Origin of the sequence: Streptomyces sp. NPDC058683 (assembly GCF_042716195.1) — a bacterium.
Lineage (GTDB): Bacteria > Actinomycetota > Actinomycetes > Streptomycetales > Streptomycetaceae > Streptomyces.
The window spans coordinates 180,431-202,977 of record NZ_JBHXSK010000017.1 but is presented as its reverse complement, the minus strand read 5'-3'; the positions used below and the strand labels follow the sequence as shown (position 1 = coordinate 202,977).

Genomic DNA, 22,547 nt, shown 5'->3' with positions numbered 1-22,547 from the left:
ACGAAACGTGCAGGAATTCTGGTCGCCGCCGGTGCGACGGTCGCCGGTCTGCTGGCCGCCGCTCCGGCCCCGGCCGCCGCCAAGCCGGCCGCCGCTGCCGGGAAGGCCGCGCCCGCCGCCGCGGCGCCCGAGGGTCCCGAGCTGGTCACCCTGCGTGGCCCGGCCGCGGCCGTCGCGAAGAACATGAACGCCTCGCTGGAACTGCCGACGGCCACCTCGGTCCGCGCGGTCCCGGTGAAGCTGCTGTTCGACAACCGCATCGTCATCAACAACCACCTGAAGCGCGCCCGGGGCGGGAAGATCTCCTTCACGCACCTGATCGGCTTCGCGATGGTGCAGGCCATCAAGGCCATGCCGTCGATGAACTGGCACTACGCGGAGAAGGACGGGAAGCCCACCCTCGTCAAGCCCGCGCACATCAACTTCGGCCTGGCCATCGACCTGGTGAAGCCCAACGGCGACCGCCAGCTCGTCGTGGCCGGCATCAAGAAGGCCGAGACGCTGAACTTCTTCGAGTTCTGGCAGGCCTACGAGGACATCGTCCGCCGCGCCCGCGACGGCAAGCTGACGATGGACGACTTCTCCGGTGTCACGGTCTCCCTGACCAACCCCGGCGGCCTCGGCACGGTCCACTCGGTGCCGCGTCTGATGCCCGGCCAGTCGGTCATCATGGGCGTCGGCTCCATGGACTACCCGGCGGAGTTCCAGGGCACCTCCCAGGACACCCTGAACAAGCTCGGCATCTCGAAGGTCATGACGCTCACGTCGACCTACGACCACCGGGTCATCCAGGGCGCCGCCTCCGGCGAGTTCCTGCGCGTCGTCGCCAACTACCTCCTCGGCGAGAACGGCTTCTACGACGACATCTTCGAGGCGCTGCGCATCCCCTACGAGCCGGTCCGCTGGCTCAAGGACATCGACGCCTCGCACGACGACGACGTCACCAAGGCCGCCCGCGTCTTCGAGCTGATCCACTCCTACCGGGTCCGCGGCCATGTCATGGCCGACACCGACCCGCTGGAGTACAAGCAGCGCAAGCACCCCGACCTGGACATCATCGAGCACGGCCTCACCCTGTGGGACCTGGAGCGCGACTTCGCCGTCGGCGGCTTCGCCGGCAAGTCGTTGATGAAGCTGCGCGACATCCTCGGCGTGCTGCGCGACTCGTACTGCCGCACCACCGGCATCGAGTTCATGCACATCCAGGACCCGAAGCAGCGCAAGTGGATCCAGGACCGCGTGGAGCGCCCGCACTCCAAGATGGAGCGCGAGGAGCAGCTGCGGATCCTGCGCCGCCTGAACGCGGCGGAGGCCTTCGAGACCTTCCTGCAGACGAAGTACGTCGGCCAGAAGCGCTTCTCCCTGGAGGGCGGCGAGTCCGTCATCCCGCTGCTCGACGCGGTGATCGACTCGGCCGCCGAGTCCCGCCTGGACGAGGTCATCATCGGCATGGCCCACCGCGGCCGCCTGAACATCCTCGCGAACATCGTCGGCAAGTCGTACGCCCAGATCTTCCGCGAGTTCGAGGGCAACCTCGACCCGAAGTCGATGCACGGCTCCGGCGACGTGAAGTACCACCTGGGCGCCAACGGCACCTTCACGGGCCTGGACGGCGAGCAGATCAAGGTCTCGCTGGCCGCCAACCCGTCCCACCTGGAGACGGTCGACCCGGTCATCGAGGGCATCGCCCGCGCCAAGCAGGACGTCATCAACAAGGGCGGCACGGACTTCACGGTGCTGCCGGTGGCGATCCACGGCGACGCGGCCTTCGCGGGCCAGGGCGTGGTGGCCGAGACCCTGAACATGTCGCAGCTGCGGGGCTACCGCACCGGCGGCACGGTCCACGTCGTCATCAACAACCAGGTCGGCTTCACCGCGGCCCCCGAGTCCTCGCGCTCCTCCATGTACGCGACGGACGTGGCCCGGATGATCGAGGCCCCGATCTTCCACGTGAACGGCGACGACCCGGAGGCCGTGGTCCGCGTGGCCCGCCTGGCCTTCGAGTTCCGTCAGGCGTTCAACAAGGACGTGGTGATCGACCTCATCTGCTACCGCCGCCGCGGTCACAACGAGTCGGACAACCCGGCCTTCACCCAGCCGCTGATGTACGACCTGATCGACAAGAAGCGCTCGGTGCGCAAGCTCTACACCGAGTCCCTGATCGGTCGCGGCGACATCACCCTGGAAGAGGCCGAGCAGGCCCTTCAGGACTACCAGGGCCAGCTGGAGAAGGTCTTCACGGAGGTCCGCGAGGCCACCTCGCAGCCCGTCGCGGTGGACGTCCAGGAGCCGCTGGACGGCTTCCCTGTCGCCGTGCCGACGGCGGTCTCCGCGGAGGTCGTCAAGCGCATCGCCGAGTCCCAGGTCAACATCCCGGACTACTTCACCGTCCACCCGCGTCTGCTGCCGCAGCTGCAGCGCCGGGCGGCGATGATCGAGGACGGCACGATCGACTGGGGCATGGGCGAGACGCTCGCCATCGGCTCGCTGCTGATGGAGGGCACCCCGGTCCGGCTCTCCGGCCAGGACTCCCAGCGCGGTACCTTCGGCCAGCGCCACGCGGTCCTGATCGACCGCGAGACGGGTGCCGACTACACCCCGCTGCTGTACCTGTCCGAGGACCAGGCCCGCTACAACGTCTACAACTCGCTGCTCTCCGAGTACGCGGTGATGGGCTTCGAGTACGGCTACTCGCTCACCCGTCCGGACGCGCTGGTGATGTGGGAGGCCCAGTTCGGCGACTTCGCCAACGGCGCCCAGTCGGTCATCGACGAGTACATCTCGGCGGCCGAGCAGAAGTGGGGCCAGACCTCCGGCGTCACGCTGCTGCTCCCGCACGGCTACGAGGGCCAGGGCCCGGACCACTCCTCGGCCCGGATCGAGCGCTACCTCCAGCTGTGCGCGCAGAACAACATGACGGTCGCGATGCCGACCCTCCCGTCGAACTACTTCCACCTCCTGCGGTGGCAGGTGCACAACCCGCACCACAAGCCGCTGGTCGTCTTCACCCCGAAGTCGATGCTGCGCCTCAAGGCGGCGGCCTCGAAGGCGGAGGAGTTCACGAGCGGGCAGTTCCGCCCGGTCATCGGCGACGCGTCGGTCGAGGCCAACGCGGTCCGCAAGGTCGTCTTCTGCACCGGCAAGGTCTACTACGACCTGGAGGCCGAGCGGCAGAAGCGCGGTGTCACGGACACGGCGATCATCCGTGTCGAGCGCCTGTACCCGCTGCCGGGTGCGGAGCTCCAGGCGGAGGTCAACAAGTACCCGAACGCCGAGAAGTACCTGTGGGCCCAGGAGGAGCCGGCGAACCAGGGCGCCTGGCCGTTCATCGCCCTCAACCTGATCGACCACCTGGACCTGGCGGTCGGCGCGGACATCCCGGCCGGCGAACGCCTGCGCCGCATCTCGCGCCCGCACAGCTCCTCCCCGGCCGTCGGTTCCGCGAAGCGGCACCAGGCGGAGCAGGAGCAGCTGGTGCGTGAGGTGTTCGAGGCGTAAGCCTCGGGATCAGTACGCCGAAGGGCCCGGCCCCCGTATCGGGGACCGGGCCCTTCGGCGTCGATACGAAGGCCGCCCGACCCCTCGGCGTTCGTTCCCGCCTCAGCTCGCCTGGGGTTCGAAGTCCCAGTACGGGCGGTTGCGGGCGCGGGCCGAGATGGTGTGGACGTGCTGCACGCCCAGCGCCGCCGCCAGGTCGGCCAGGGCTTCCTGCTCCACCTTCTCGGCCTGCTGACGCGCGCGCAGCCCGCGCAGGTCGGCCGCGTGGGCGACCCGGGCGGACAGGGTGAGCGGGTGGGTACGGCCGAGGGTCTCGGCGGCCAGGGCGACGGTGATCCTGCTCAGTTCGGCCGCGGACTCCATGTCGCCGACAAGGGAGCGCATCGCCGAGGCGTTGACGGCGCAGCCGAGCGTATAGGGGTGGTTCTCGCCCACGGCCGCGGCCATGTCGGCGAGCGCCTGCTCGATCAGGACGTGGGCGTGGTCGCGCTCGCCGACGTTGCGCAGGACCAAGGCCTGGTTGGCACGCGCGCCGATGATGAACGGGTGCCCTTCCGGGAGCAGTTGCTCGTACCGGGCCAGGACGGACTCACTGGTCTCGCGGGCCAGGTCGATGTCACCGTGCTCACGGTGGAAGCAGCTGTGGCTGACAGCGGCGGACAACGTACGGAGGTTCTCCTCGCCGAGTCTCCGCTCGTACCCCTCCAGCACCTGGCTGAGCAGCTCTCCCGCCGCGGCACGGTCCCCGCTCCGCAACTGGCAGAGCGCCAGGTTGTACTCGGCGCGCAGGACGTCCGGATTGCCCTTGCCGCCGACGATCTGGTAGTCGCGCACGTTCCGCAGATGGATGGACTCGGCCTCCGCATAGCGGCCCAGCAGCCTGAGGTCGATGGAGTAGGACACCTCGGAGAAGAGAGTCATGAGGTGGCGGCCCGTCAGCACGAGGCGGCGTGTCTCCAAGGTCTGCCGGTCGGCATGCATGGCCTCCTCGTACCGGCCCATGAGCCGCAGCGTGTATCCCTTGTTGTTCAGGGCGTTCAGGGTCCGGGTGTCATGGTCGCCCAGGAGGTCCCGGTAGGCCGGGTACAGCCAGTCGTCCAGTTCGAGGGCCTCGTGGTAGCGGGCCAGTTCACGAAGGTCGGCCCCCAGCCCGTTGGCCGCCCGGAGGTACTCCAGGGACCGCTCCCCGCCCTGACGCAGGTGCTCCATGGCTTCCCGGTCGATCGCTTCGGTGTCCTCGAACCGGCCCTCCGACCGCAGCAGGTTGGCGTAGTGGTGCGTGGCCTCCCACACCCGCGGATCCGACTCGCCCAGCAGCTCACGCCAGGCGTTGACGGTCCGCCTGCCGAGTTTCCAGCCCGAGGTGTACTCCCCCGCCCACCACATGTACCGCAGACAGTTGAGGACCAGGTTCTGTACTTTGCGGTCCGTGCTGTTGAGGACGTCGGCGTACTTCAGGTGCGGCACGAGCTCCGCGTACGCCTCCCAGTTACGGGTGTCGGTCGGAAGGCCGGGGTCGGCCTCGGCCAGCGCTCGCCGCACCACTTCGATGAACTCCCGCCGGTCCTCCTCCGGCATGTCCTTGCCGACGATCTGGTGGACCATCCGGTGCAGGTACACCGACTCACCAGGCGACGATGCCCAGCCCGCACCGCTCTCGTGGGACTCCAGACGGACCACGGAGTACTGGCGCAGCTGGTTGATCGCCCTGTTCCACAGGAGCGGATCGTCCAGCAGCCCGGTCAGCTGTTCCGGCAGGTCGTCGTGGGACATCTCGCGCAGCAGGCGTACGGGGATGAAGCCCGGCGCGAAGAACGTGCACAGGCGGAGCAGGTCGACCGACTCGGGAACGGTCTCGCGCAGCTTGTTCAGCAGTATCGCCCACGCGGTCTGGAAGGCCAGCGGGAAGTCCGCCGACACCTTGACGACGTCGGGGTCGACGCCGTCCTCCAGCAGGGCGATGTAGTCGTCGACGGAGAGGTCGGAGTCGTTGAGCCAGCCCGCGGTCTGGTCCAGCAGCAGCGGCAGGTCCTCCAGCGCCTCGGCGAGCTGGTCGGCTTCCGGCTCGGTCAGCCGGGGTGCGCGGCGCCTGATGAAGGCCACCGACTCGTCACGGTCGTAGACATTCACCTCCAGCAGCTTGCTGTTGTGCTCGCCCCACTCCGGGTTGCGGGACGTGATGATCACATGCCCGGGGCCGGTCGGGACCAGGTCCCAGATCTGGTCGGGCTCGTCCGCGCCGTCCAGGATCAGCAGCCAGCGGGAGAACGGATCGCCCCGGCGCAGTGAGTCGCGGACCGCCCGCAGCCGCTCTCCGTACTCGTCACCCGTGGACAAGCCGAGTCTGGAAGAGAGTTCGGCCAGTACGCGGCGGTAGGTGACCCTGCTCCCCGCGTTGACCCACCACACCACGTCGTACTCGGACCCGAACCGGTACACGTACTCGGCCGCCAGCTGGGTCTTCCCCACCCCCGACATACCGTGCAACGTCAGTACGCCGGCACCCGCCTCGCTTCCCTGAAGCAGGTGGTACGCGTCGTTCAGCAGCAGCTCGCGGCCCGTGAAGCGGGTGTTGCGGCGCGGTACACCGCCCCACACCTCGGGAATCTCGGCTGGGAAGCGGGGGCCCCGGGGGCCGCGCAGACCGTCGACCGGCGGGCGGCCGTCGGTCAGCAGCTCCAGCCGGTCCAGCAGCCGCCGTTCCGCCTCGTCGGGGCCCATGTTGGTCAGGTCGACCGGTGCCAGTACGGCGATGGCGGAGGGGAGGGGGGCATGGGTGATGGAGACGGCCGCGAACTTGGCGGGGGCCGGCGCGACGACCTCGCGCAGCGCCGCGTTCCACTCCTCGAAGGTCCGGGGACCGAGTTGGAAGTACCACTCACTGACCAGGATGAGAATGCGGCCCTCCGCGAGCGCGAGACCGCGCAGAAGGTCGACCAGAGTCTCCTCCACCGGCGAGTCCCAGCGCACGTAGACGACCCGCACGCCCCGCCGCTCCAGCCTGTCCCCGATCCACGCCGCCCAGGCCCGGTTGAACGAAGCGAAGCTGATCGTGATCGTCTGCCTCACGACCCCCCTTTCGGTCGGCCTGACCGGCGTACGAATTCCAGGCCTGTCACGGCCGCCACGCGTAGCCATGGGCTTCGGACATGCAGTGGCCTCCCCCTGATCGCCAGAAATCGTAGGGCCTCCGCGCAGTTCTCCGGTAGGTCATCGACACAGTGACGACCGGCGGGCGGCGCTTCGTCAGTCTTCCGGGTGCCGGACCACGGGGCCGTGCCGCCGCGTCCACAGGTCTCGCGCCTCCTTCACATGCGCCTCTGCCCTCGCCGTGTGTCCCCGGGGCGCGGGGAACTCGGCCATGCGCTCGTGGGTGGCGACAAGTTGGTCCACGAACCGGCGCCCCCGCTCGGTGAGATCGGAGGATCCGACCAGCGCGGGCAACGCGGCCGCCACCTGGGCGCGGTAGCGCGCGTGCTGCGACCAGGCCGTCTCACGGTGCCCCGGGCGCTCGGCCCGGAGCGCACAGCGCTGGAAGAAGTCGGCCAGTGCCAGATGCGAGTACACGCCCTGCAACAGGCCGTCGTACGGTCGTGGATCCGGGCGCCAGGGCGCGAAGTGGCGTTCCCGCGGCCCGGCGTGGTGCAACACCAGCATGTCGCTGAGCACGGAGAGTTTCGTGTGCTGGAGTTCGTGCACGAGGGTCGCGGCGAACGTGGCCGGAGTGGGTGGCGTGCTGCTGAGCAGCGCTCCGAAGGCCTCGCGCCGCGTCCCGCTGCAACTGCCGGTTCCCCGGGCGTCCGGGCCGGGCCGTGGCGGTTCGGCGAGTGGTACCAGGCAGCGCAGCAGAGCAACGGCTTCGGCCACGCGGTGCTCGCCACCCAGTCGTAGCATGTCGGCCGTCCCCGACCAGGCCTGCAGCCAGCGTTTCCGGCCCGCCTCGTCGAGCGCCGTCGGGCCGCTCAGTTCGTGGTGCCGAGGGCCGCCGTGCGCGGTGCGGTACGGATCCAGATCGTCCAGTGGCATGGGCGGGCCCTCGGGGAGCAGGCCGGGCAAGGCGTATGCGGGGGTCCATCCAGGCGCCACGGACCAGGCGCCGATACCGTCCTCCACCTGGACGGCGACATCCGTCGCGCCCCTTTGACGCAGCGTCAGCCGTCCGTCCGCGCAGACGACGTCGACCGGGACCTCTCCCGGCTCGGCCGTGTGCAGCGCCCCGAGCGACGGCAGCACGAGCACACCGTCCCGGGCGGTCAGCCGTACGGCGAAGGGGATCCCGGCGCGGGCGGCGGCCGCGGCGGCGAGGGCGCTGAGGTGGGCGAGATCGCGTCCGAGTTCGCGGACGCGCCGCTCGGTCGGCGGCCCTGTTTCCGGTTCCAGACCACGCAGGCACTGGCGGGCCCAGGGGCCGACCAGGGGGTGGAGGAGGCGGGCACGCGCGGGGGTCGTCGCGTAGGGCGGCGAGGGATTCCCCCGGTCCGCAGCGGGGATCACCCGGTCGGCTTCCTCCAGCAGGTGCCAGTCCTCCCGCAGCCGGTCACGAGCGCCGGCCGGGAGCGCCGCCGCGTCCGCGCCTTCGACCGCGTCGAGCAGGACGCGCAGCATGAGCAGGCGCCGGGTGTCCTGGTCGCGTACCAGGAGTGCCAGGGTCTCCGGATCGCCTTCGGTACGGCCCAGTGCGGCCAGGGACCGGTCCGGAAGCTCAGGAAACAGCACGGGCAGGGCCCTCCTTTCGGTCGTGGACGCCACCTGGACGGGTACGGGGGCCGTCGCCTTGGCCCCGGTGAGCCGATCGTGCACATGCCGGATGAAGCGCTGCAGGTCGGCGCAGTACACGGAGGGGTTCGCGAAGCCGTGCCCGGCCCGGTAGCGGTGGGCGTAGTGGCCGCCGCCGCAGACGTCGAGCAGTGGACAGGCCCGGCACTGCGCCGAGAGCGCCGCCGCGCCGGCCTGCCGGGCCGCCACCCCGGGATGGCGCAACGCGTCGTCGAAACCGTGCCCGAACACGTCCAGGCCGGTGGCGGCGGCGCCCTCGTAGGCGGACTTCAGCGAGTCGACCTGCTCGATGGATCCGTCGGTCTCCACGACGACCGCGTCGAACGGAGCGAGCCCCAGCGACTCGGTGGCGGCCGGCAGGCCCAGCAGCAGCGCGATGCACTCCTCGAACAGCCGTACCCGTACTTCCCGGCGGCCGGACCGCCACCAGCGGTCGAAGACCGAGCAGAGCCAGTCACCGTAGCGCGTGGCCTCCAGATGCGGCGGCGGCGCGGACCAGTTGCCGTGCGGCAACAGCAGGTCGAGGGCCGGCGGGCGCAGGGCGAGCAGGGACTCGTACGTCTCCACCGGGTCGAGGGCGGGGTCGACGACCGTGAGGACACCTGCGTACGCGTCCGGGAAGCGGTCGGCGACCAGCCGCGCCCCGCGCGAGGCGGCCGGCCAGGAAGGGCGTCCCGCGTGGTCGACGCGGCGGACGTTGTGTGCGGCAAGCCCCCCGTCCAGGCTGATGCCGACCCGGATGCCGTGCCGGGCCAGGGCCGTCATCCGTTCCTCGGTGAGGAGGGTGGCGTTGGTCTGGACGGTGGCGTGGACCGTGCATCCGGCAGGAACGCGGTCGCGTACGAGACCGGTGAAACGGACCAGTGTGTCGACACCCGCCAGCAGGGGTTCACCACCGTGCAGGACGAGCGAGACCGCCGTCAGCGCGTGGCTGCGCGCGTGCTCCGCGATCCGGTCCGCCGTGCGGTCGAGAACCGCGGCCGATGCCGCCGCGGGGCGGCCGCGCCAGGTGTGGTCGGGGCCCTCGTACAGGTAACAGTAACGGCAGGCCAGATTGCAGCGGCCGTGCACTTTGACGATGAACTGCCGGAAGGGAGTGGGCCCGGCGCCGCCCCGTCCGGTCGCGGCACCGGAACCGGCCGCAGCCTCTTCAGACACGTCGGTCACCCCCGCCTCCACGGCCCAACTCGTCCGGCGTGGGCACGCAACGCCCCGCAATGCTTGTCCGATGAGATGTCGAGGCAACCGGATCGGTCGCCTGCTCGATCAGCAGGGCCATCGCGCCCCTCCTAGAACGCGTTGTTGAAACCCCACAGCATCTCGGTCGGCCGGACCGCCCGTTCCGTCAGCTCCACGAGCACCTGCCGCAGGACGGGATGGTCCACCCTTTTCAGTTCCCCCAGGTCCAGCTCCAGCAGGTCCGGCAGCGGCTCCGTCGCCCCGACCGACTCGGCCTCCGACAAGGACTGGTCCCGTGCATCCACCCCAGGTTCCTCTCGCATCGTGGTGTCCCTCAGTCCCGATCCAGCTCCGCCAGTCGCTGCGCCGTCTGCAGCGCGGTGGGCTCACCCGTGCCCACCCAGCCGTCGGGCAGTTGTGACCACAGCGTACGGGCGATCCGGTAGGCCTCGCGGGCGGCCCGGGGGCGGGCGGCCGCCTCGTAGGACATACCCCGCCAGTGGTACGCCTGTGCGCCCAGTTCCACGGCTTCCTGGCGCACGCGGGTCGAACCGGCGTCCCGCCCGGCCGCCCAGGCCGTTTCCGCTGCGGCCCTGAACGCGTCGGCCGCCTCGTCCAGACGGGCGGGCCGCCCCAGGCTTCGGTACGCCTCGAAGTGAACCTGCCCTACTTCGAGCCGGTAGCGAGCCGACAGCAGCGGGTCGGACGCCTCCGCCGCCGCCAGCCCGAAGAGGTACTCGGCCTCCCGGAGGTCGACACGGTCGCCTCGGCCTCGGTAGCGGAGCATCAGCCCACTCCCGAGCAGGAAGAGGCGATCGGCGAGATGGCGGCTGCCCGACGGCGTCTCCGCGCGGCAGTCCCGCAGGACCCGGATCGCCTGGGTCAGCGTCTTGAAGGAGTCCGGACCGGTCTCGGACTCCGCCTGTCGGAGCAGGACTTCGCCCCACTCCGCGAGAGCGTCCGCACGCGTCGGCACATCCCGCGGCATCCCCGCCGCCGCCTGCGCGAAGCACTCCGCCGCCGCCCGCAGCTCCTGCGACTCCCCGGATTCCGCGTACCGCGCCGTTCTGATGCGCCCCGCCCGCACCAGCAGATCCGCGCGCATGCTCCGCTCGCGGGTGAGGGCCAGGCCCCTTTCGACGCACTGCTGGGCCTCGTCCAGGTCACCGAGCGATTTGAGCAGCGCGTCGACCAGGTACAGCAGGACCCGGACGCGCTCAGGGGAGGGCGCGGGCGCGGTGCCGGGATCCGCGCCGCTGTCCAGGTCGCTCTCCACGGCGGTGCGCAGCGACCGCGCGCTCCGTTCCGCGTGGCCGCGGGCCTGTTCGGGGTCGGTCGTCGCATCGGAGAGACGCAGCAGGACGCGGCCATGAGCCAGGGACAGTTCGGGTGAGCCGGGCCGGCGGTCCGGCCAGGCGTCGGAGAACGCCTCCAGCATGCCGACAGCGCTCTGCAGCAGCCCGCTGTCGCCGCCGAGGCTCCATCGCGCCTCCAGCGCGCCGACCCGCTCCAGCGTCAGCCGCAGTGCCTCCCTCTCGTCGATGCCAGGGGCGGCGCAGGCCACCGCGTACTCCTGCTCCGCCTGGAGCAGCAGGTCGAGGGCGCGCGCCCGGTCGCCGCGCCGCCTGCGGTCGGTGGCGGCGGCATACAGCACCCGGGCCAGGATGACCCGTTCGCGCTGGGCGTGCGGCTGGGCCACGGCCCGCTCCGCCGCTTCCTCGGCCTCGCGCAGCAGATCGACGCCGCCCTGCACCTCCCACAGCCGCAGGGTGCAGTTCGCGTACTCCGCCCACAGCTCGGAGTCCGCCGCTACGGGGTCCGCGTGCTCGGTCACCCCGCGCAGCAGCCGCACGGCGTCGATGAGGTCCTGCACCATGCCCTCGGCGTCGAACCGGGCCAGCAGGGCGCGGGCCCGGTCGACGGCCCGCCGGGTGAGGCGTTCGCCGGGTCGTACGGCGGTGTCGCCGCCGTAGGGCCGGAACTGTTCGGGCAGCGGCATGAAGCGTTCCAGGACCCGGGCGGCGACCTCGGCGAAGGGCTGCGGGACCGGGGCCGCGTCGCCGTTGTCGCCGGCCGGGACCGCATGGCCGGTGCCCGGAGGGATGTGCGGCCGTCCGGTGCGGCCGTCGCCGTCGCCGTCGCCGAGCTGGACGAGGGCGAGGGCCGGGAAGTTGACACCGCCCCTGCGGAAACGTCGCTCGATGTACTCCGAGCAGTGCTTGAGGACGAGGAGGGCCTCGTCGCGGCCGAGCGGTTCGAGCAGTGCCTTCTGGACCTCGGGCTCCATCACGTACCACTGGGAGCCGTCCGCGCCCTGGGAGCCGTGGTCCTCGCGGGCGCTGGTGACCAGGCCGCTGAGCAGCACCTCGGCGAGGTCGGAGGGGCCGGATGCGGGCAGCATGGCCCGCTGCACCAGTTGCATCACCGGCAGGCAGAGCGGGGCGGCGGCCAGGTAGACGGCGAGCCGGCCGGCGCGCGGCGAGGCGTTGGACCGAAATCTGACGAGCCTCTCGGCCGGTGACAGGGCACGCCCCGAACGGGACGCCGGTGCGGCCGGCTGGTCCACGCGCGCCCAGCCCACCGCGCCCGGGACCGGTCCGCCGATCCCGGACAGCAGCCTCGCCCACGCTCCGAGCGCCACCGGCTCCGGCGGCAGCACGGGCACCGGCACGGCACCCCGTGGCCCGCCCGAGGTGCCCCCGGACGGGGCGGCCACCCGCAGCAGGCCGGCCCCGCCGAGCGTCTCGCCCCGGCTCAGCCGGCCGTACGTCACCGGCAGCCGGGTGCGGTTCCACATCCGCTGCGGCAGTGGCTGGAGCACGGCGACCGGGCCCTGCCGGGACAGGTGGTGGAGCAGCCGGTGGGCGCGGCCGCTGTGCCACACCGGGCCGACGCAGTCGCTGACCAGGACGGTGATCCGGCGTCCGGTCGGGTCGCTGAGGCGGTCGGTGGTGTGCAGCGGGGCCGCGTGCACGTCCGCGCTGCGGCTGACCGCGGCCGCGCCGTCGGGACCGGTGTGCAGATGACTCACCTGGATGTCTCCGAAGGCGCCCAACTGGCCGAAGATCTGGGCCAGTTCGTCGACCATCCGGTCCCAGACCCGCATCGAGGTGGAGGCGTCCACGATCAGTTGCAGTTGGGCGTCGCCCCGGGTCACCGCACGGTACACGGGCAGGATCAGGCCGCCCGCCCGCGCACTCCGCTCGGCGGTCGCCGTCTCGTCCAGTTCGGTGCGCAGCGGCGGTGCCGCGGTGCGGTAGGCCTGCAACGGCCGCAGAGCCCGCTGGAGTTCGAGTGGCGCGGGCAGGGCGGGGGCGGCGGGCACCCCGAACGGCACCCCGGCGATCCGCCCCGCGGACCCGCGCCCGGTGCCTTGCTCCTGCGGCATGGGGTGGAGGGACAGCGTGCGGTCGGCTCCGGGGGCCATGGAGGTCATCGCCGACGGCCGGCGCGCGTCGCCAGGGGATTCCGGGGACGCGACGGCCCCCCGCGGGTGCTGCGGCGGCAGGACGGGCCCCTTGCCGTCCGACCTCAACGGGGCAGAGCGTGTGGCGAAATCCGGGCCCGCCGGCTGGTCCGTCTCCGCCCCGGCCGCGGGACGGGCGAACCGGGCCAGCCAGAGGGCGTCGCGCAGCCCCTCCAGGTCGGGATCGAGCCCGACACCCCGCATCCGGCGGACGAGTTCGGCCAGGGGGCCGCCATCAGCGCCGTCCAGCTCCGGGTCGGGTGGGACGGGGCCGTGTCGGGATGCTGCCTCCGGCATCAGCGGCTCACCTCAGGCGGTCCAGGCGCTGGATGAGCAGGTCGGCGAGGCGGTAGCGGCTGGGCGGGGCGGCCGAGTCGGTGAGGTAGATGGCGTTCAGCAGCTGGTCGGTGGCGAGGAGTTCGCTGCGGGAGCGTTCCAGGAAGAGGTTGATCAGGTCGTCGCCCGCGCGGGCCGCCTCGTCGCCGAGGTGGGCGCGGACGAAGGTGGCGAGGCGGCTGTGGTCGGGGCGGTCAAGCTCGAGGTGGATGCAGCGGCGCATCAGCGGGGCCGGGAACTCCCGCTCGCCGTTACTGGTGAGCACGACGAACGGGAAGGCCCGGCAGCTCACCCGGCCGTCGCGGACCCGGACCTTGGTGCCGTCGGCGGTGAGCACCTCGGCCTCGCCGTCCGGCAGCCGGTCGGCGATCCGCTGCAGCTCGGGTATCTCGAACTCCCCTTCCTCCAGCACGTTCAGGAGGTCGTTGGGCAGGTCGATGTCGCTCTTGTCGAGTTCGTCGATCAGCAGCACGCGCGGAGTGTCGGAGGGGAGCAGGGCGGTGCCGAGCGGGCCGAGGCGGATGTAGCTGCCGATCGCCTCCATGGCACCCGGGCTGCCGCCGGCCGCGCTTCGGCTGCCACCGGCCGCGCTTCCCCCACGCTCGGATTCGCCCGAGCGGGAGGTGCCCCCATCGCCCTGCGCGGCGATCTGGACGTCCTGGAGGCGGGCGATGGCGTCGTAGTGGTACAGGCCGTCCAGGAGCGTGGAGCGGCTGACGATGGACCAGCGCAGCACCTCGCCCAGGCCCAGTTCGTGCGCCACCGAGTGCGCGAGGGTGCTCTTGCCCGCGCCGGGACTGCCGGTGACGAGGAGCGGGCGGCGCAGGTACAGCGCAGCGTTGATCATCTCCAGCTCCTCGGCGCCGGGCCGGTGCAGCTCGGCCAGGTGCCGGTACCCGCCGAGCCTGCGGTCCCGGGAGCCGTCGCCATCCGCCGCGTCCCGGCCGGAGAAGTCCCGCCAGGGGGGCGGCGGGGGCAGTCGGCTCATGCCGTCGTGGGGTTCCCCCGCACCTCGGTAGATGAGCCACTCACTGGATTCGGTCATGTCCGGCCCTCGTCGTCACTCGTCCGCCCCGTCCCCAGGGCAGCCGTCGAATCTGCTTCACGTTATCGACCTTCAGTAGCCCTGATAAGGGACTCACATCGGCGCGTGATGTGTTCACGGTGCCTCCAGCAAGTCGCCCGATCCGGGCAGGGGTTGATGCGGGTCGTCATACATGAGGGTGATGCCGTGGGCCCAGAACGCCTCCGTTCGCCCCTCGCGCAACTGGTCACGCAGACCGTGCACCACTCCGGGCAGTTCCCCGGCGTCGGCCGCACCGTCGACGATCATCCGGGCACCGCGGTGGAACTCCCCGCAGACGGAGTCGGTCGGGCGTCTCCAGCGGCGCCACAGCACCACCCCGTACCCCGCCTGGACGATCCGGACGAGTGCGATGGCGTCATCCTCGTAGCGCCGGTCGCCCTCGCGGCACAGCACCGGGATGGTCCCGGGCGGGAGGCCGCGCAGCTCCGACACGCCCGGCACGGGCAGGCGCACCGCGTCGTCGCAGTCCACTATCTCGGCCCGGGGCCTGTCCCGGCCATGCACCCGGAGCCAGCGGTCGCGGCGGTCGGACTCCAGGTAGTCGCCGGGGAGTTCATCGCCGTACCAGCCGTCCTCCCCAGGCAGTTGGTCGCGGTCCGAGCAGCGGACCAGGACCGGCCGTTCGACGCCCAGTACGTCGGCATCGGGCCGCAGGCGCCACTCGTCCACCGGCAGGTCGAGCATCCGGTGCGGCAGGGCGGTGTACAGCGGGACGGGCCGCCCGGGCTCGTCACAGCGCCGGAACGCCTCGGCGAGCGGCCCGGCGAGACGGGCGGCGAGGTCGACGAGGTCGACGCGCTGCCCCTCGTCAAGCCGGGTCACCTCGCCGTCCGGCCGTACCACCGCGACCGACCAGTCGCAGTGACCGGGCTCCCAGGCCAGATCCTCGACTTCGAGCAGGACGGAGAGCTGGACGGCGAACGGCTCCCGTGCCGCACCCCCGCTCCGGTACTCGGCACGGCCACGGCCGCCCCGCTCGCGCAGCCGGTCGCCGAGGTGCTGGGCGCGTCTGCGGGCGAGGTCACTGCGCCGGCCACTGCCCAGGCCGGTCGCGGCCCGCTTGATCCACTCCCACAGGGCGTCTTCGGCATCGAGCACGAAGGGCGTCGCCGGACGCTCGGCGGCCAGAACCCGCATCGCGTAGTCGACGACGAGCGGGAGCACGCCGTCCTGCCGCACGTTCTCGTAGAGCGCGCCGAGGCCGTCGCGCCAGCCGCGCGGTGCGGGCGACAGCATGGGCAGCCGGAAGTCCGGCAGCGACTGGAGGATGTCGAGCAGCCCGCGGGTGCTGTCCGGGGGCGGCAGGTCGGCGAGCCGACCGAGCAGCTCGACCCGCTCGTACGGGCTCAGGGCATGACCCGGGCGGGCGCCCAGTTCGGCCTGGAGGTCGGTCCAGGTACGGCGCCCGGAGCCGGTGGGCTGCTGACGGTCGCGGTGGTAGCGGTCGTGGGCGTGCCAGACGGCTTGATAGAGATCACTCTGGTACGAGTTGCCCCGATATGGTTCATTCACGTACGGTTCACTGCCGTACAGGTCGTTCTGATGCCGACCGTCCGACCGGGCGCCCGGTGCCACCGGAAGGGTGCGCAGCCGCTCGATACCGATCGACGTGCCCCCCGCCCCGTGGTCCGAGCGGGACTTCAGCACGCCGACGACCTCGCCGCGCACCGGGTCGATCACGGGCCCGCCCGAGACACCGGGCGGGAGTTCGTTCTCACCGAGGCGCATCTGGGAACCCTCGGACCAGCCGCCGATGGTGCCGCGCACGGCCAGAAGGCCGTCCACCGGCTGCGGCTGTCCCTGGACGGTGGTCCAGCCCGCATAGAACACCCGCCCCTCGGTGTAGTGCGGCGTCGGCCGTTCGGAGACGTACAGGCACTCGTGGTCCACCGGCTCGCGCAGCCGGACGAGCGCCAGATCGGGGGCGAGCCAACTGCCCCGTACGGAGCGGTCGACGTGCTCCGGAAGGGTCGCCGCGACCTCGCCGGGTACGGCGCACGGCTCCACGAAGGGACCGGGCCGATAGATCACGGTGACCTCGCCCCCTTCCCCCCCGTCGACGACATGGGCACAGGTCAGCACCCAGTTCGGTGCGATGAAGAAGCCACTCCCGAGGAACCCCTCGGACTCGTCCGGGGAATACCCGGCACCTGTGCGATGGATGCGGACGGTGGCCGCCGTCACGAGTTCACGCAGCGCGGAGTGGGACGGGTCCCGGCCACCGAGTGCGCCCCTGTCCTGCCAGTCCGTCATTCCGCGCCCCCGGCCCCCGAGATCCGCGCCCACACCGGGGTACCGTCCGGCAACCGCACCTGCGCGATCCGCGTGGTGTCCTGTTCCATACGTTCCCCGTCCCCCCTTCCCGCGTGTCCCGCACGGGAAGACATCGCCGTTCCCATCCACCCCACCCACGGGAAAGGAGTCCTTCCCCCCTCGGGCGAGCCCTACCCATCACCGGCGGCACACCTTTGCCATCCGCCTAGGCTGGTAGACGCCCACCACCGGGCACCCACACATGCAGGCAGCAGGAGAGCAACCCATGTACTTCACCGACCGAGGTATCGAGGAACTGGAGAAGCGGCGCGGCGAGGAAGAGGTCACCTTCGAGTGGCTCGCGGAACAGCTCCGCACGTTCGTCGACCTGAACCCCGACTTCGAGGTCCCGGTGGAGCGCCTGGCGACGTGGCTGGCCCGGCTGGACGACGAGGACGAGGAGTAGGACGCCCCTGCGAAGCGCCCCGTCAGGGGCGCGGGACTGCATCCGACATGCGGCCACCGCCGCGTGGGCGCGGGCAGCCACCGCCGCGTGGGCGCGAGCAGCCACCACCGCGTGGGTGCGGCCCGCCTCCACCGGCCCGCGGCCGGAGTACGGCCCCGTGCCCCCGGCCGGTCGTCGGTCAGTCCCGCGGAAACACCGTCTCGTACGACAGCTCCAGCGCCCCGTGGGCCGTCAGCACCGCCCCCAGCGCGGCCCACGCCACGCTGCGCCGCCGCAGCCCCCACGCGGCGGCCGGCAGCCCCACCGCCACCTCGGCCAAGGCCAGCCGATGTGCCCTCGGCAGGCATTCCGCGCCCGGCGGCGTACGAGTCCCGGCCCCCGGAGGCCGGGAAACGGCCCTGGATTCATCCGTCGACATGGACACACCGTAAGCAATTAATCCATCTATTGCCCGATATGCGACCGTCATGAGCTCCCCTCGGAGTCAACCCCGAGCCCAACCGGCCACACGAAAGGGTGTCTTGACTTCCAGCGTCCGCGATATATCGTGTTTACGGAAGACGCGATATGGCGCGAGCCGTGCATGCGCGTCCGTGTCCAGCCGTCATGCCCGGCCGAGGGAGGTCCGCACCATGTCCGAGTGGTCCGTCGCTGAGCCCAGGAAGCTCACCTTCGACACCCCCGTGAGCGATCTGCACGTGCGCATCGTCAACGGAACAGTCAACGTCGTGGGCACGGACGAGGGTTCCGCCCGCCTGGAAGTCTCCGAGATCGAGGGCCCGCCCCTGATCGTCACGCACCAGGGCGGCACCCTCACGGTGGCCTACGAGGACCTGCCCTGGAAGGGCTTCCTCAAGTGGCTCGACCGCAAGGGCTGGCGGCGCAGCGCGGTCGTCTCGCTCGCCGTCCCCGCGGACACCCGCGTGGAGGTGGGCGTGGTCGGCGCCGCCGCGGTCGTCTCCGGGATCAGCGGTACGTCGGTGGTCAAGGGCGTCACCGGTGACACGACCCTGGTCGGCCTCTCCGGCGAGGTCCGCGCGGACACCGTCTCCGGGAACCTGGAGGCCCAGACCGTCACCGGTGACCTGCGGTTCAACTCCGTCTCCGGCGACCTGACCGTCGTCGAAGGCTCGGGCTCCGCCGTGCGCGCCGACTCGGTCAGCGGCTCGATGATCATCGACCTGGACCCGGACGGCCCGACGGACGTCCGGCTGACCAGCGTCTCCGGCGAGATCGCCATCCGGCTGCCGCATCCGGCCGACGCCGAGGTCGAGGCCAACACCGCGAGCGGCACGATCTCCAACGCCTTCGACGGGCTGCGGGTGCACGGCCAGTGGGGCGCCCACAAGATCACCGGCCGCCTCGGCGCGGGCACCGGCAAGCTCCGCGCCACCACGGTCTCCGGCTCCATCGCCCTGCTGCGGCGCCCGCCCAAGGAGGACGACGACGAGAAGGACGCCTGGGAGGCCGACCCGAGGACCGGCCCCTCGGGATCGACGGGACCGACGGGGACGACAGGGCCGGCCACCCCCTCCGCGCCCGCCGCCCCCTCCGCCGGCTCCGAGTCCGAGACCGGTTCCAAACCCGGGTCCGAGTCCGGCTCCGGCTCCGCAGCCCCGGCCGACGGTACGACCGACAAGAAGGTGCTCTGACATGCCTCCCGTCTTCGCCCACGGCCGCCTTCGCCTCTACCTGCTGAAACTGCTGGACGAGGCCCCGCGCCACGGCTACGAGGTGATCCGCCTGCTCGAAGAGCGCTTCCAGGGCCTGTACGCCCCGTCGGCGGGCACCGTCTACCCCCGCCTCGCCAAGCTGGAGGCCGAGGGCCTGGTCACCCACACCACCGAGGGCGGCCGGAAGGTCTACGCCATCACGGACGCCGGCCGCGCCGAACTGGCCGACCGCAGCGGCGAGTTGGCCGATCTGGAACTGGAGATCCGCGAGTCGGTGGCCGAACTGGCCGCGGAGATAAGGGCCGACGTACGTGGCGCGGCCGGCGATCTGCGCCGCGAGGTGCGAGCTGCCGCCTCCGAGGCCCGGCGCGGCAGCGGGACGGGGACCGGGGACTTCGGCGACCTCGGTGACGGGGAGTCCTGGCGGGCCGCCAAGGAGGAGATGCGGCGCGTCAAGCAGGAGTGGAAGGAGCAGGCCCGCCGCGCCAAGGACGAGAGCCGCCGGGCCCGCGACGAGGCCCAGCGGGCCCGCCGGCAGGCCCAGGAGGCCCAGGCCCGGGCCCGGGCCCAGGCTCAGGAGGAGATGCAGCGCATCGCCCACCGGGTGCAGGAGCACGTCCAGGACCACTTCACACGCGGTGACTGGCCGACAGGGGTCCGCGAGGGCCTGGCCGAACTCGCCAAGGAGTTCGGGGAGTTCGGAAAGGACTACGGCAAGGACTTCGGCAAGGACTTCGGCTTCGGGGGCCGTACCCCGCCGCAGCCCGGATCAGGCCCGGACCTCCGCAAGCCGACACCGCCCCAGGCGCCGACACAGACACCGACACCGGAGTACTCGGAGACCCCGGAGGACTTCCCGGCGCAGTACGTCCCGGAGTGGGCGCAGGGCGGCGAGACCGGCACCGGCGACCCGGCCCGCGACCTCGACCGGCTGCTGGACCGCTTCCGCGACGACATCCGGGACGCGGCCCGCGACCACGGAGTCACCGCGGAGCAGCTCGGCGACACCCGCCGCCACCTGTCGACGGCGGCGGCCCGCATCGGAGCGCTGCTGCGCGGCCCGAAGTCCTGAGGAACGGGCGAGCGACAGCGGGCCGCCCACACACGGCCCGCTTCCCGTCCCCCTCGCGCAGGACTTGGCCGCTCTCCCTCCGCGCAGGAGTCGGTCAGGAGTTGGTCAGGACGATCTTCCCGAACTGGTCGCCGGACTCCAGCCGTGCGAAGCCCTCGCGGGCACGGTCGAGCGGGAGCAGTTCGTCGATGACCGGGCGTACCCCGGTGGCGGCGCAGAAGGCGAGCAGGTCCTCCAGCTCGTCCTTGGTCCCCATGGTCGAACCCACGACCTTCAGCTCGAGGAAGAAGATCCGGGTCAGCTCGGCGTGCGAGGGCCGGTCGCCGCTGGTGGCGCCGGAGATGACGATGGTGCCGCCGGGTCGCAGCGACTTCACCGAGTGGGACCAGGTGGCGGCGCCGACGGTCTCGATCACGGCGTCCACGCGCTGCGGCAGCCGGGCGCCCGGTTCCACCGCCTCGACGGCGCCCAGTTCCAGGGCCCGCTTCCGCTTCGCCTCGTCCCGGCTGGTGGCGAAGACGCGCAGCCCCGCGGCCTTGCCGAGCACGATCGCGGCGGTGGCGACCCCGCCGCCCGCGCCCTGCACGAGGACCGAGTCACCGGGACGGACGCCCGCGTTGGTGAACAGCATCCGGTACGCCGTCAGCCAGGCGGTGGGCAGGCAGGCGGCCTCCGCGAAGGAGAGCTCCTTGGGCTTGGGCAGGAGGTTCCAGGTGGGTACGGCGACCTGCTCGGCGAAGGTGCCCTGGTAGCGCTCGGTGAGGATGGACCGGGGCTCGTTCGGCGCGACCCCGTGGCCGGTCTGCCCGATCACGGAGTGCAGGACGACCTCGTTGCCGTCCGCGTCGACACCGGCGGCGTCACAGCCGAGGATCATCGGCAGCCGGTCCTCCGGGAGGCCGACGCCGCGCAGGGACCAGAGGTCGTGATGGTTGAGGGAGGCGGCCCGGACGTCGACGGTACTCCAGCCGGGGCGGGCCTCGGGGGCGGGACGGTCCCCCAACTCAAGGCCGGAGAGCGGCTGGTCGCGGTCGATTCGGGCGGCGTAGACGGCGAACATAAGGCCGACGATAGGTTCCCGGGGCCGAGGGCGAAACCGGGGACCGCTGTGACACATCCCCTCTTGCGCACAGCGCCCCGCAAGGGGCGCGGGGAACTGCGCGACCAGCCCCCACCCACCAGCACCCGACAACGGCTGAGGCCACCCCCCTGCAGGGGTCTGGGGGCGGCAGCCCCCAGGACGACGGCAACCTCGTAGGCACCCGATCGGGTGGGCGGGTGGGCAAAGAAATGGCCCCGCCCAAGGGGGCGGGGCCATTCGAGTCACCGTCGGGCGACGCCCTCGGCCCGCGCGGCCGCGGCCACCGCCGCAGTCACCGCCGGCGCGACCCGCTCGTCGAACGGCGACGGAATGACGTAGTCCGCCGCAAGATCGTCACCGACGACCGACGCCAGCGCCTCCGCCGCCGCGATCTTCATCCCCTCGGTGATCCGGGAGGCCCGCACCTGGAGCGCGCCCGCGAAGATCCCGGGGAACGCCAGCACGTTGTTGATCTGGTTCGGGAAGTCCGACCGCCCGGTCGCCACGACCGCCGCGTACTTGTGGGCGACGTCGGGGTGCACCTCCGGGTTCGGGTTGGCCATGGCGAACACGAACGCGCCTTCGGCCATGGAGGCGACGGCCTCCTCCGGGACCGTACCGCCGGAGACGCCGATGAAGACGTCGGCGCCGGCCAGCGCGTCCTCCAGGGTGCCCTTGAGCCCGGCCTTGTTGGTGAACCCGGCGACCTCACGCTTGACGGGGGTGAGGTCTTCCCGGTCGGCCGAGATGATGCCCTTGCGGTCGGCCAGGGCGACGTCCCCGATGCCGGCCTCGACCAGCATCTTGGCGATCGCGACCCCGGCCGCGCCGGCGCCCGAGATCACCGCCCGCAGCTGGCCGATCTCCCGCCGGCTGAGCCGCGCCGCGTTCCGCAGCGCCGCCAGCGTCACGACGGCCGTACCGTGCTGGTCGTCGTGGAAGACCGGGATGTCGACGCGCTCCTGGAGCTTGCGCTCGATCTCGAAGCACCGCGGTGCCGAGATGTCCTCGAGGTTGACCCCACCGAAGGACGGGGCGAGCCGGACGACGGTCTCCACGATCTCGTCGACGTCGGTGCAGTCGAGGGCGATCGGGACCGCGTCCACGCCGCCGAACTGCTTGAAGAGGATCGCTTTGCCCTCCATCACGGGGAGGGAGGCCTCGGGGCCGATGTCCCCGAGGCCGAGCACGGCCGTGCCGTCGGTGACGACGGCCACGACGGACGACTTCCATGTGTAGTCGTTGACCAGCTCGGGCTGTTCCGCGATCGCGGTGCACACGCGCGCGACTCCGGGCGTGTACGCGAGGGAAAGGTCGTCCTTGTCACGGATCGGCACGGTGGCCTGCACGGCCATCTTGCCGCCGCGGTGCAGCGCGAACGCCGGATCGAAGGAATCGAGGGGCTCGGCCCCACCGTCCTGGTCCGAATTGCCCGGCGTGCTGTCGCTGCGAGGATTGACGATCTCCGCTGCCACTTGTCTTACCCCTTAGGTATGCATGGTTGAGGGTCGGCCACTCCCGGTGAGGGAGTGGACGGGCACCGCGCAGGGCCCGAACACTGATACGTACGAGTGGCACGTACGAGCACCTGCGCGACGGGCGCGCCGCACACGCGCCCTGGAGCCCCGGATGAGGGGTGTAAAGAACCTTCTTACCGGAC

Annotated in this window: 13 protein-coding genes and 1 pseudogene; 4 read left to right on the top strand and 10 right to left on the bottom strand. The window is 71.7% G+C overall.

Annotation, left to right across the window (positions count from 1 at the left end; translation table 11 throughout):
- Nucleotides 1-51 precede the first annotated feature (51 nt).
- A complete protein-coding gene (locus ACFWXC_RS20775) occupies nt 52-3,498 on the top strand; it encodes a multifunctional oxoglutarate decarboxylase/oxoglutarate dehydrogenase thiamine pyrophosphate-binding subunit/dihydrolipoyllysine-residue succinyltransferase subunit (RefSeq protein WP_384480672.1) in 3,447 nt (1,148 codons plus the stop codon).
- A gap of 102 nt (nt 3,499-3,600) precedes the next feature.
- Here ACFWXC_RS20775 and fxsT read toward each other — a convergent pair whose 3' ends face one another.
- The 7 genes and pseudogenes from fxsT to ACFWXC_RS20740 all read right to left on the bottom strand — a co-directional run bounded on the left by fxsT (nt 3,601) and on the right by ACFWXC_RS20740 (nt 16,595).
- A complete protein-coding gene (gene fxsT, locus ACFWXC_RS20770; RefSeq protein ID WP_384480657.1) occupies nt 3,601-6,636 on the bottom strand; it encodes an FxSxx-COOH system tetratricopeptide repeat protein in 3,036 nt (1,011 codons plus the stop codon).
- A 108-nt stretch (nt 6,637-6,744) separates the two neighbouring features.
- Nucleotides 6,745-8,211 carry an aKG-HExxH-type peptide beta-hydroxylase gene (locus ACFWXC_RS20765; RefSeq protein WP_384480670.1) on the bottom strand — a complete coding sequence of 489 codons (1,467 nt, stop codon included), beginning with the start codon at nt 8,209-8,211 and terminating at the stop codon, nt 6,745-6,747.
- A gap of 93 nt (nt 8,212-8,304) precedes the next feature.
- A pseudogene (locus ACFWXC_RS20760) lies at nt 8,305-9,432 on the bottom strand (FxsB family cyclophane-forming radical SAM/SPASM peptide maturase); the annotation flags it as partial.
- 131 nt (nt 9,433-9,563) lie between these two features.
- Entirely contained in the window at nt 9,564-9,758 is a 195-nt protein-coding gene (fxsA, locus tag ACFWXC_RS20755; protein ID WP_384480655.1) for an FxSxx-COOH cyclophane-containing RiPP peptide, read from the bottom strand.
- Nucleotides 9,759-9,787: 29 nt separating this feature from the next.
- Nucleotides 9,788-13,216, bottom strand: a complete 3,429-nt coding sequence (locus ACFWXC_RS20750) for an SAV_2336 N-terminal domain-related protein (RefSeq protein ID WP_384480653.1) — start codon at nt 13,214-13,216, stop codon at nt 9,788-9,790.
- Between the two features lie 7 nt (nt 13,217-13,223).
- The gene (locus ACFWXC_RS20745) at nt 13,224-14,300 is read right to left on the bottom strand and encodes an AAA family ATPase (RefSeq protein ID WP_384480651.1); all 1,077 of its coding nucleotides are present in this window, start codon (nt 14,298-14,300) and stop codon (nt 13,224-13,226) included.
- A gap of 114 nt (nt 14,301-14,414) precedes the next feature.
- Nucleotides 14,415-16,595: a trypsin-like peptidase domain-containing protein gene (locus tag ACFWXC_RS20740; protein WP_384480650.1), complete on the bottom strand. Its 2,181-nt coding sequence runs from the start codon at nt 16,593-16,595 to the stop codon at nt 14,415-14,417.
- A 286-nt stretch (nt 16,596-16,881) separates the two neighbouring features.
- On the opposite strand from ACFWXC_RS20740, the gene ACFWXC_RS20735 reads away from it, so the two are divergent.
- Nucleotides 16,882-17,061, top strand: coding sequence for a DUF6104 family protein (locus ACFWXC_RS20735; protein WP_023586593.1), 180 nt, complete (start codon nt 16,882-16,884; stop codon nt 17,059-17,061).
- A 178-nt stretch (nt 17,062-17,239) separates the two neighbouring features.
- Here ACFWXC_RS20735 and ACFWXC_RS20730 read toward each other — a convergent pair whose 3' ends face one another.
- Nucleotides 17,240-17,479 (bottom strand): hypothetical protein, encoded by a 240-nt coding sequence (locus ACFWXC_RS20730; protein ID WP_384480648.1) that lies wholly within the window; start codon nt 17,477-17,479, stop codon nt 17,240-17,242.
- A 214-nt stretch (nt 17,480-17,693) separates the two neighbouring features.
- On the opposite strand from ACFWXC_RS20730, the gene ACFWXC_RS20725 reads away from it, so the two are divergent.
- Nucleotides 17,694-18,713: a DUF4097 domain-containing protein gene (locus tag ACFWXC_RS20725; RefSeq protein WP_384480646.1), complete on the top strand. Its 1,020-nt coding sequence runs from the start codon at nt 17,694-17,696 to the stop codon at nt 18,711-18,713.
- Nucleotide 18,714: 1 nt separating this feature from the next.
- Nucleotides 18,715-19,806, top strand: a complete 1,092-nt coding sequence (locus ACFWXC_RS20720; RefSeq protein WP_384480644.1) for a PadR family transcriptional regulator — start codon at nt 18,715-18,717, stop codon at nt 19,804-19,806.
- A 94-nt stretch (nt 19,807-19,900) separates the two neighbouring features.
- On the opposite strand, the gene ACFWXC_RS20715 is transcribed toward ACFWXC_RS20720, so the two are convergent.
- Together ACFWXC_RS20715 and ACFWXC_RS20710 are read right to left on the bottom strand one after the other, a co-directional pair.
- Entirely contained in the window at nt 19,901-20,866 is a 966-nt protein-coding gene (locus ACFWXC_RS20715) for a zinc-binding dehydrogenase (protein ID WP_384480643.1), read from the bottom strand.
- Between the two features lie 263 nt (nt 20,867-21,129).
- A complete protein-coding gene (locus tag ACFWXC_RS20710) occupies nt 21,130-22,362 on the bottom strand; it encodes an NADP-dependent malic enzyme (RefSeq protein WP_384480641.1) in 1,233 nt (410 codons plus the stop codon).
- Between the last annotated feature and the right edge of the window lie 185 nt (nt 22,363-22,547).

What these genes read in the sequence shown, in the direction of transcription:
- fxsT (WP_384480657.1), bottom strand. Translation starts at nt 6,636, where the DNA reads ATGGCTACGCGTGGCGGCCGTGACAGGCCTGGAATTCGTACGCCGGTC.
- ACFWXC_RS20750 (WP_384480653.1), bottom strand. Translation starts at nt 13,216, where the DNA reads ATGCCGGAGGCAGCATCCCGACACGGCCCCGTCCCACCCGACCCGGAG.
- ACFWXC_RS20745 (WP_384480651.1), bottom strand. Translation starts at nt 14,300, where the DNA reads ATGACCGAATCCAGTGAGTGGCTCATCTACCGAGGTGCGGGGGAACCC.
- ACFWXC_RS20740 (WP_384480650.1), bottom strand. Translation starts at nt 16,595, where the DNA reads ATGACGGACTGGCAGGACAGGGGCGCACTCGGTGGCCGGGACCCGTCC.
- ACFWXC_RS20735 (WP_023586593.1), top strand. Translation starts at nt 16,882, where the DNA reads ATGTACTTCACCGACCGAGGTATCGAGGAACTGGAGAAGCGGCGCGGC.
- ACFWXC_RS20730 (WP_384480648.1), bottom strand. Translation starts at nt 17,479, where the DNA reads ATGTCGACGGATGAATCCAGGGCCGTTTCCCGGCCTCCGGGGGCCGGG.
- ACFWXC_RS20725 (WP_384480646.1), top strand. Translation starts at nt 17,694, where the DNA reads ATGTCCGAGTGGTCCGTCGCTGAGCCCAGGAAGCTCACCTTCGACACC.
- ACFWXC_RS20720 (WP_384480644.1), top strand. Translation starts at nt 18,715, where the DNA reads ATGCCTCCCGTCTTCGCCCACGGCCGCCTTCGCCTCTACCTGCTGAAA.
- ACFWXC_RS20715 (WP_384480643.1), bottom strand. Translation starts at nt 20,866, where the DNA reads ATGTTCGCCGTCTACGCCGCCCGAATCGACCGCGACCAGCCGCTCTCC.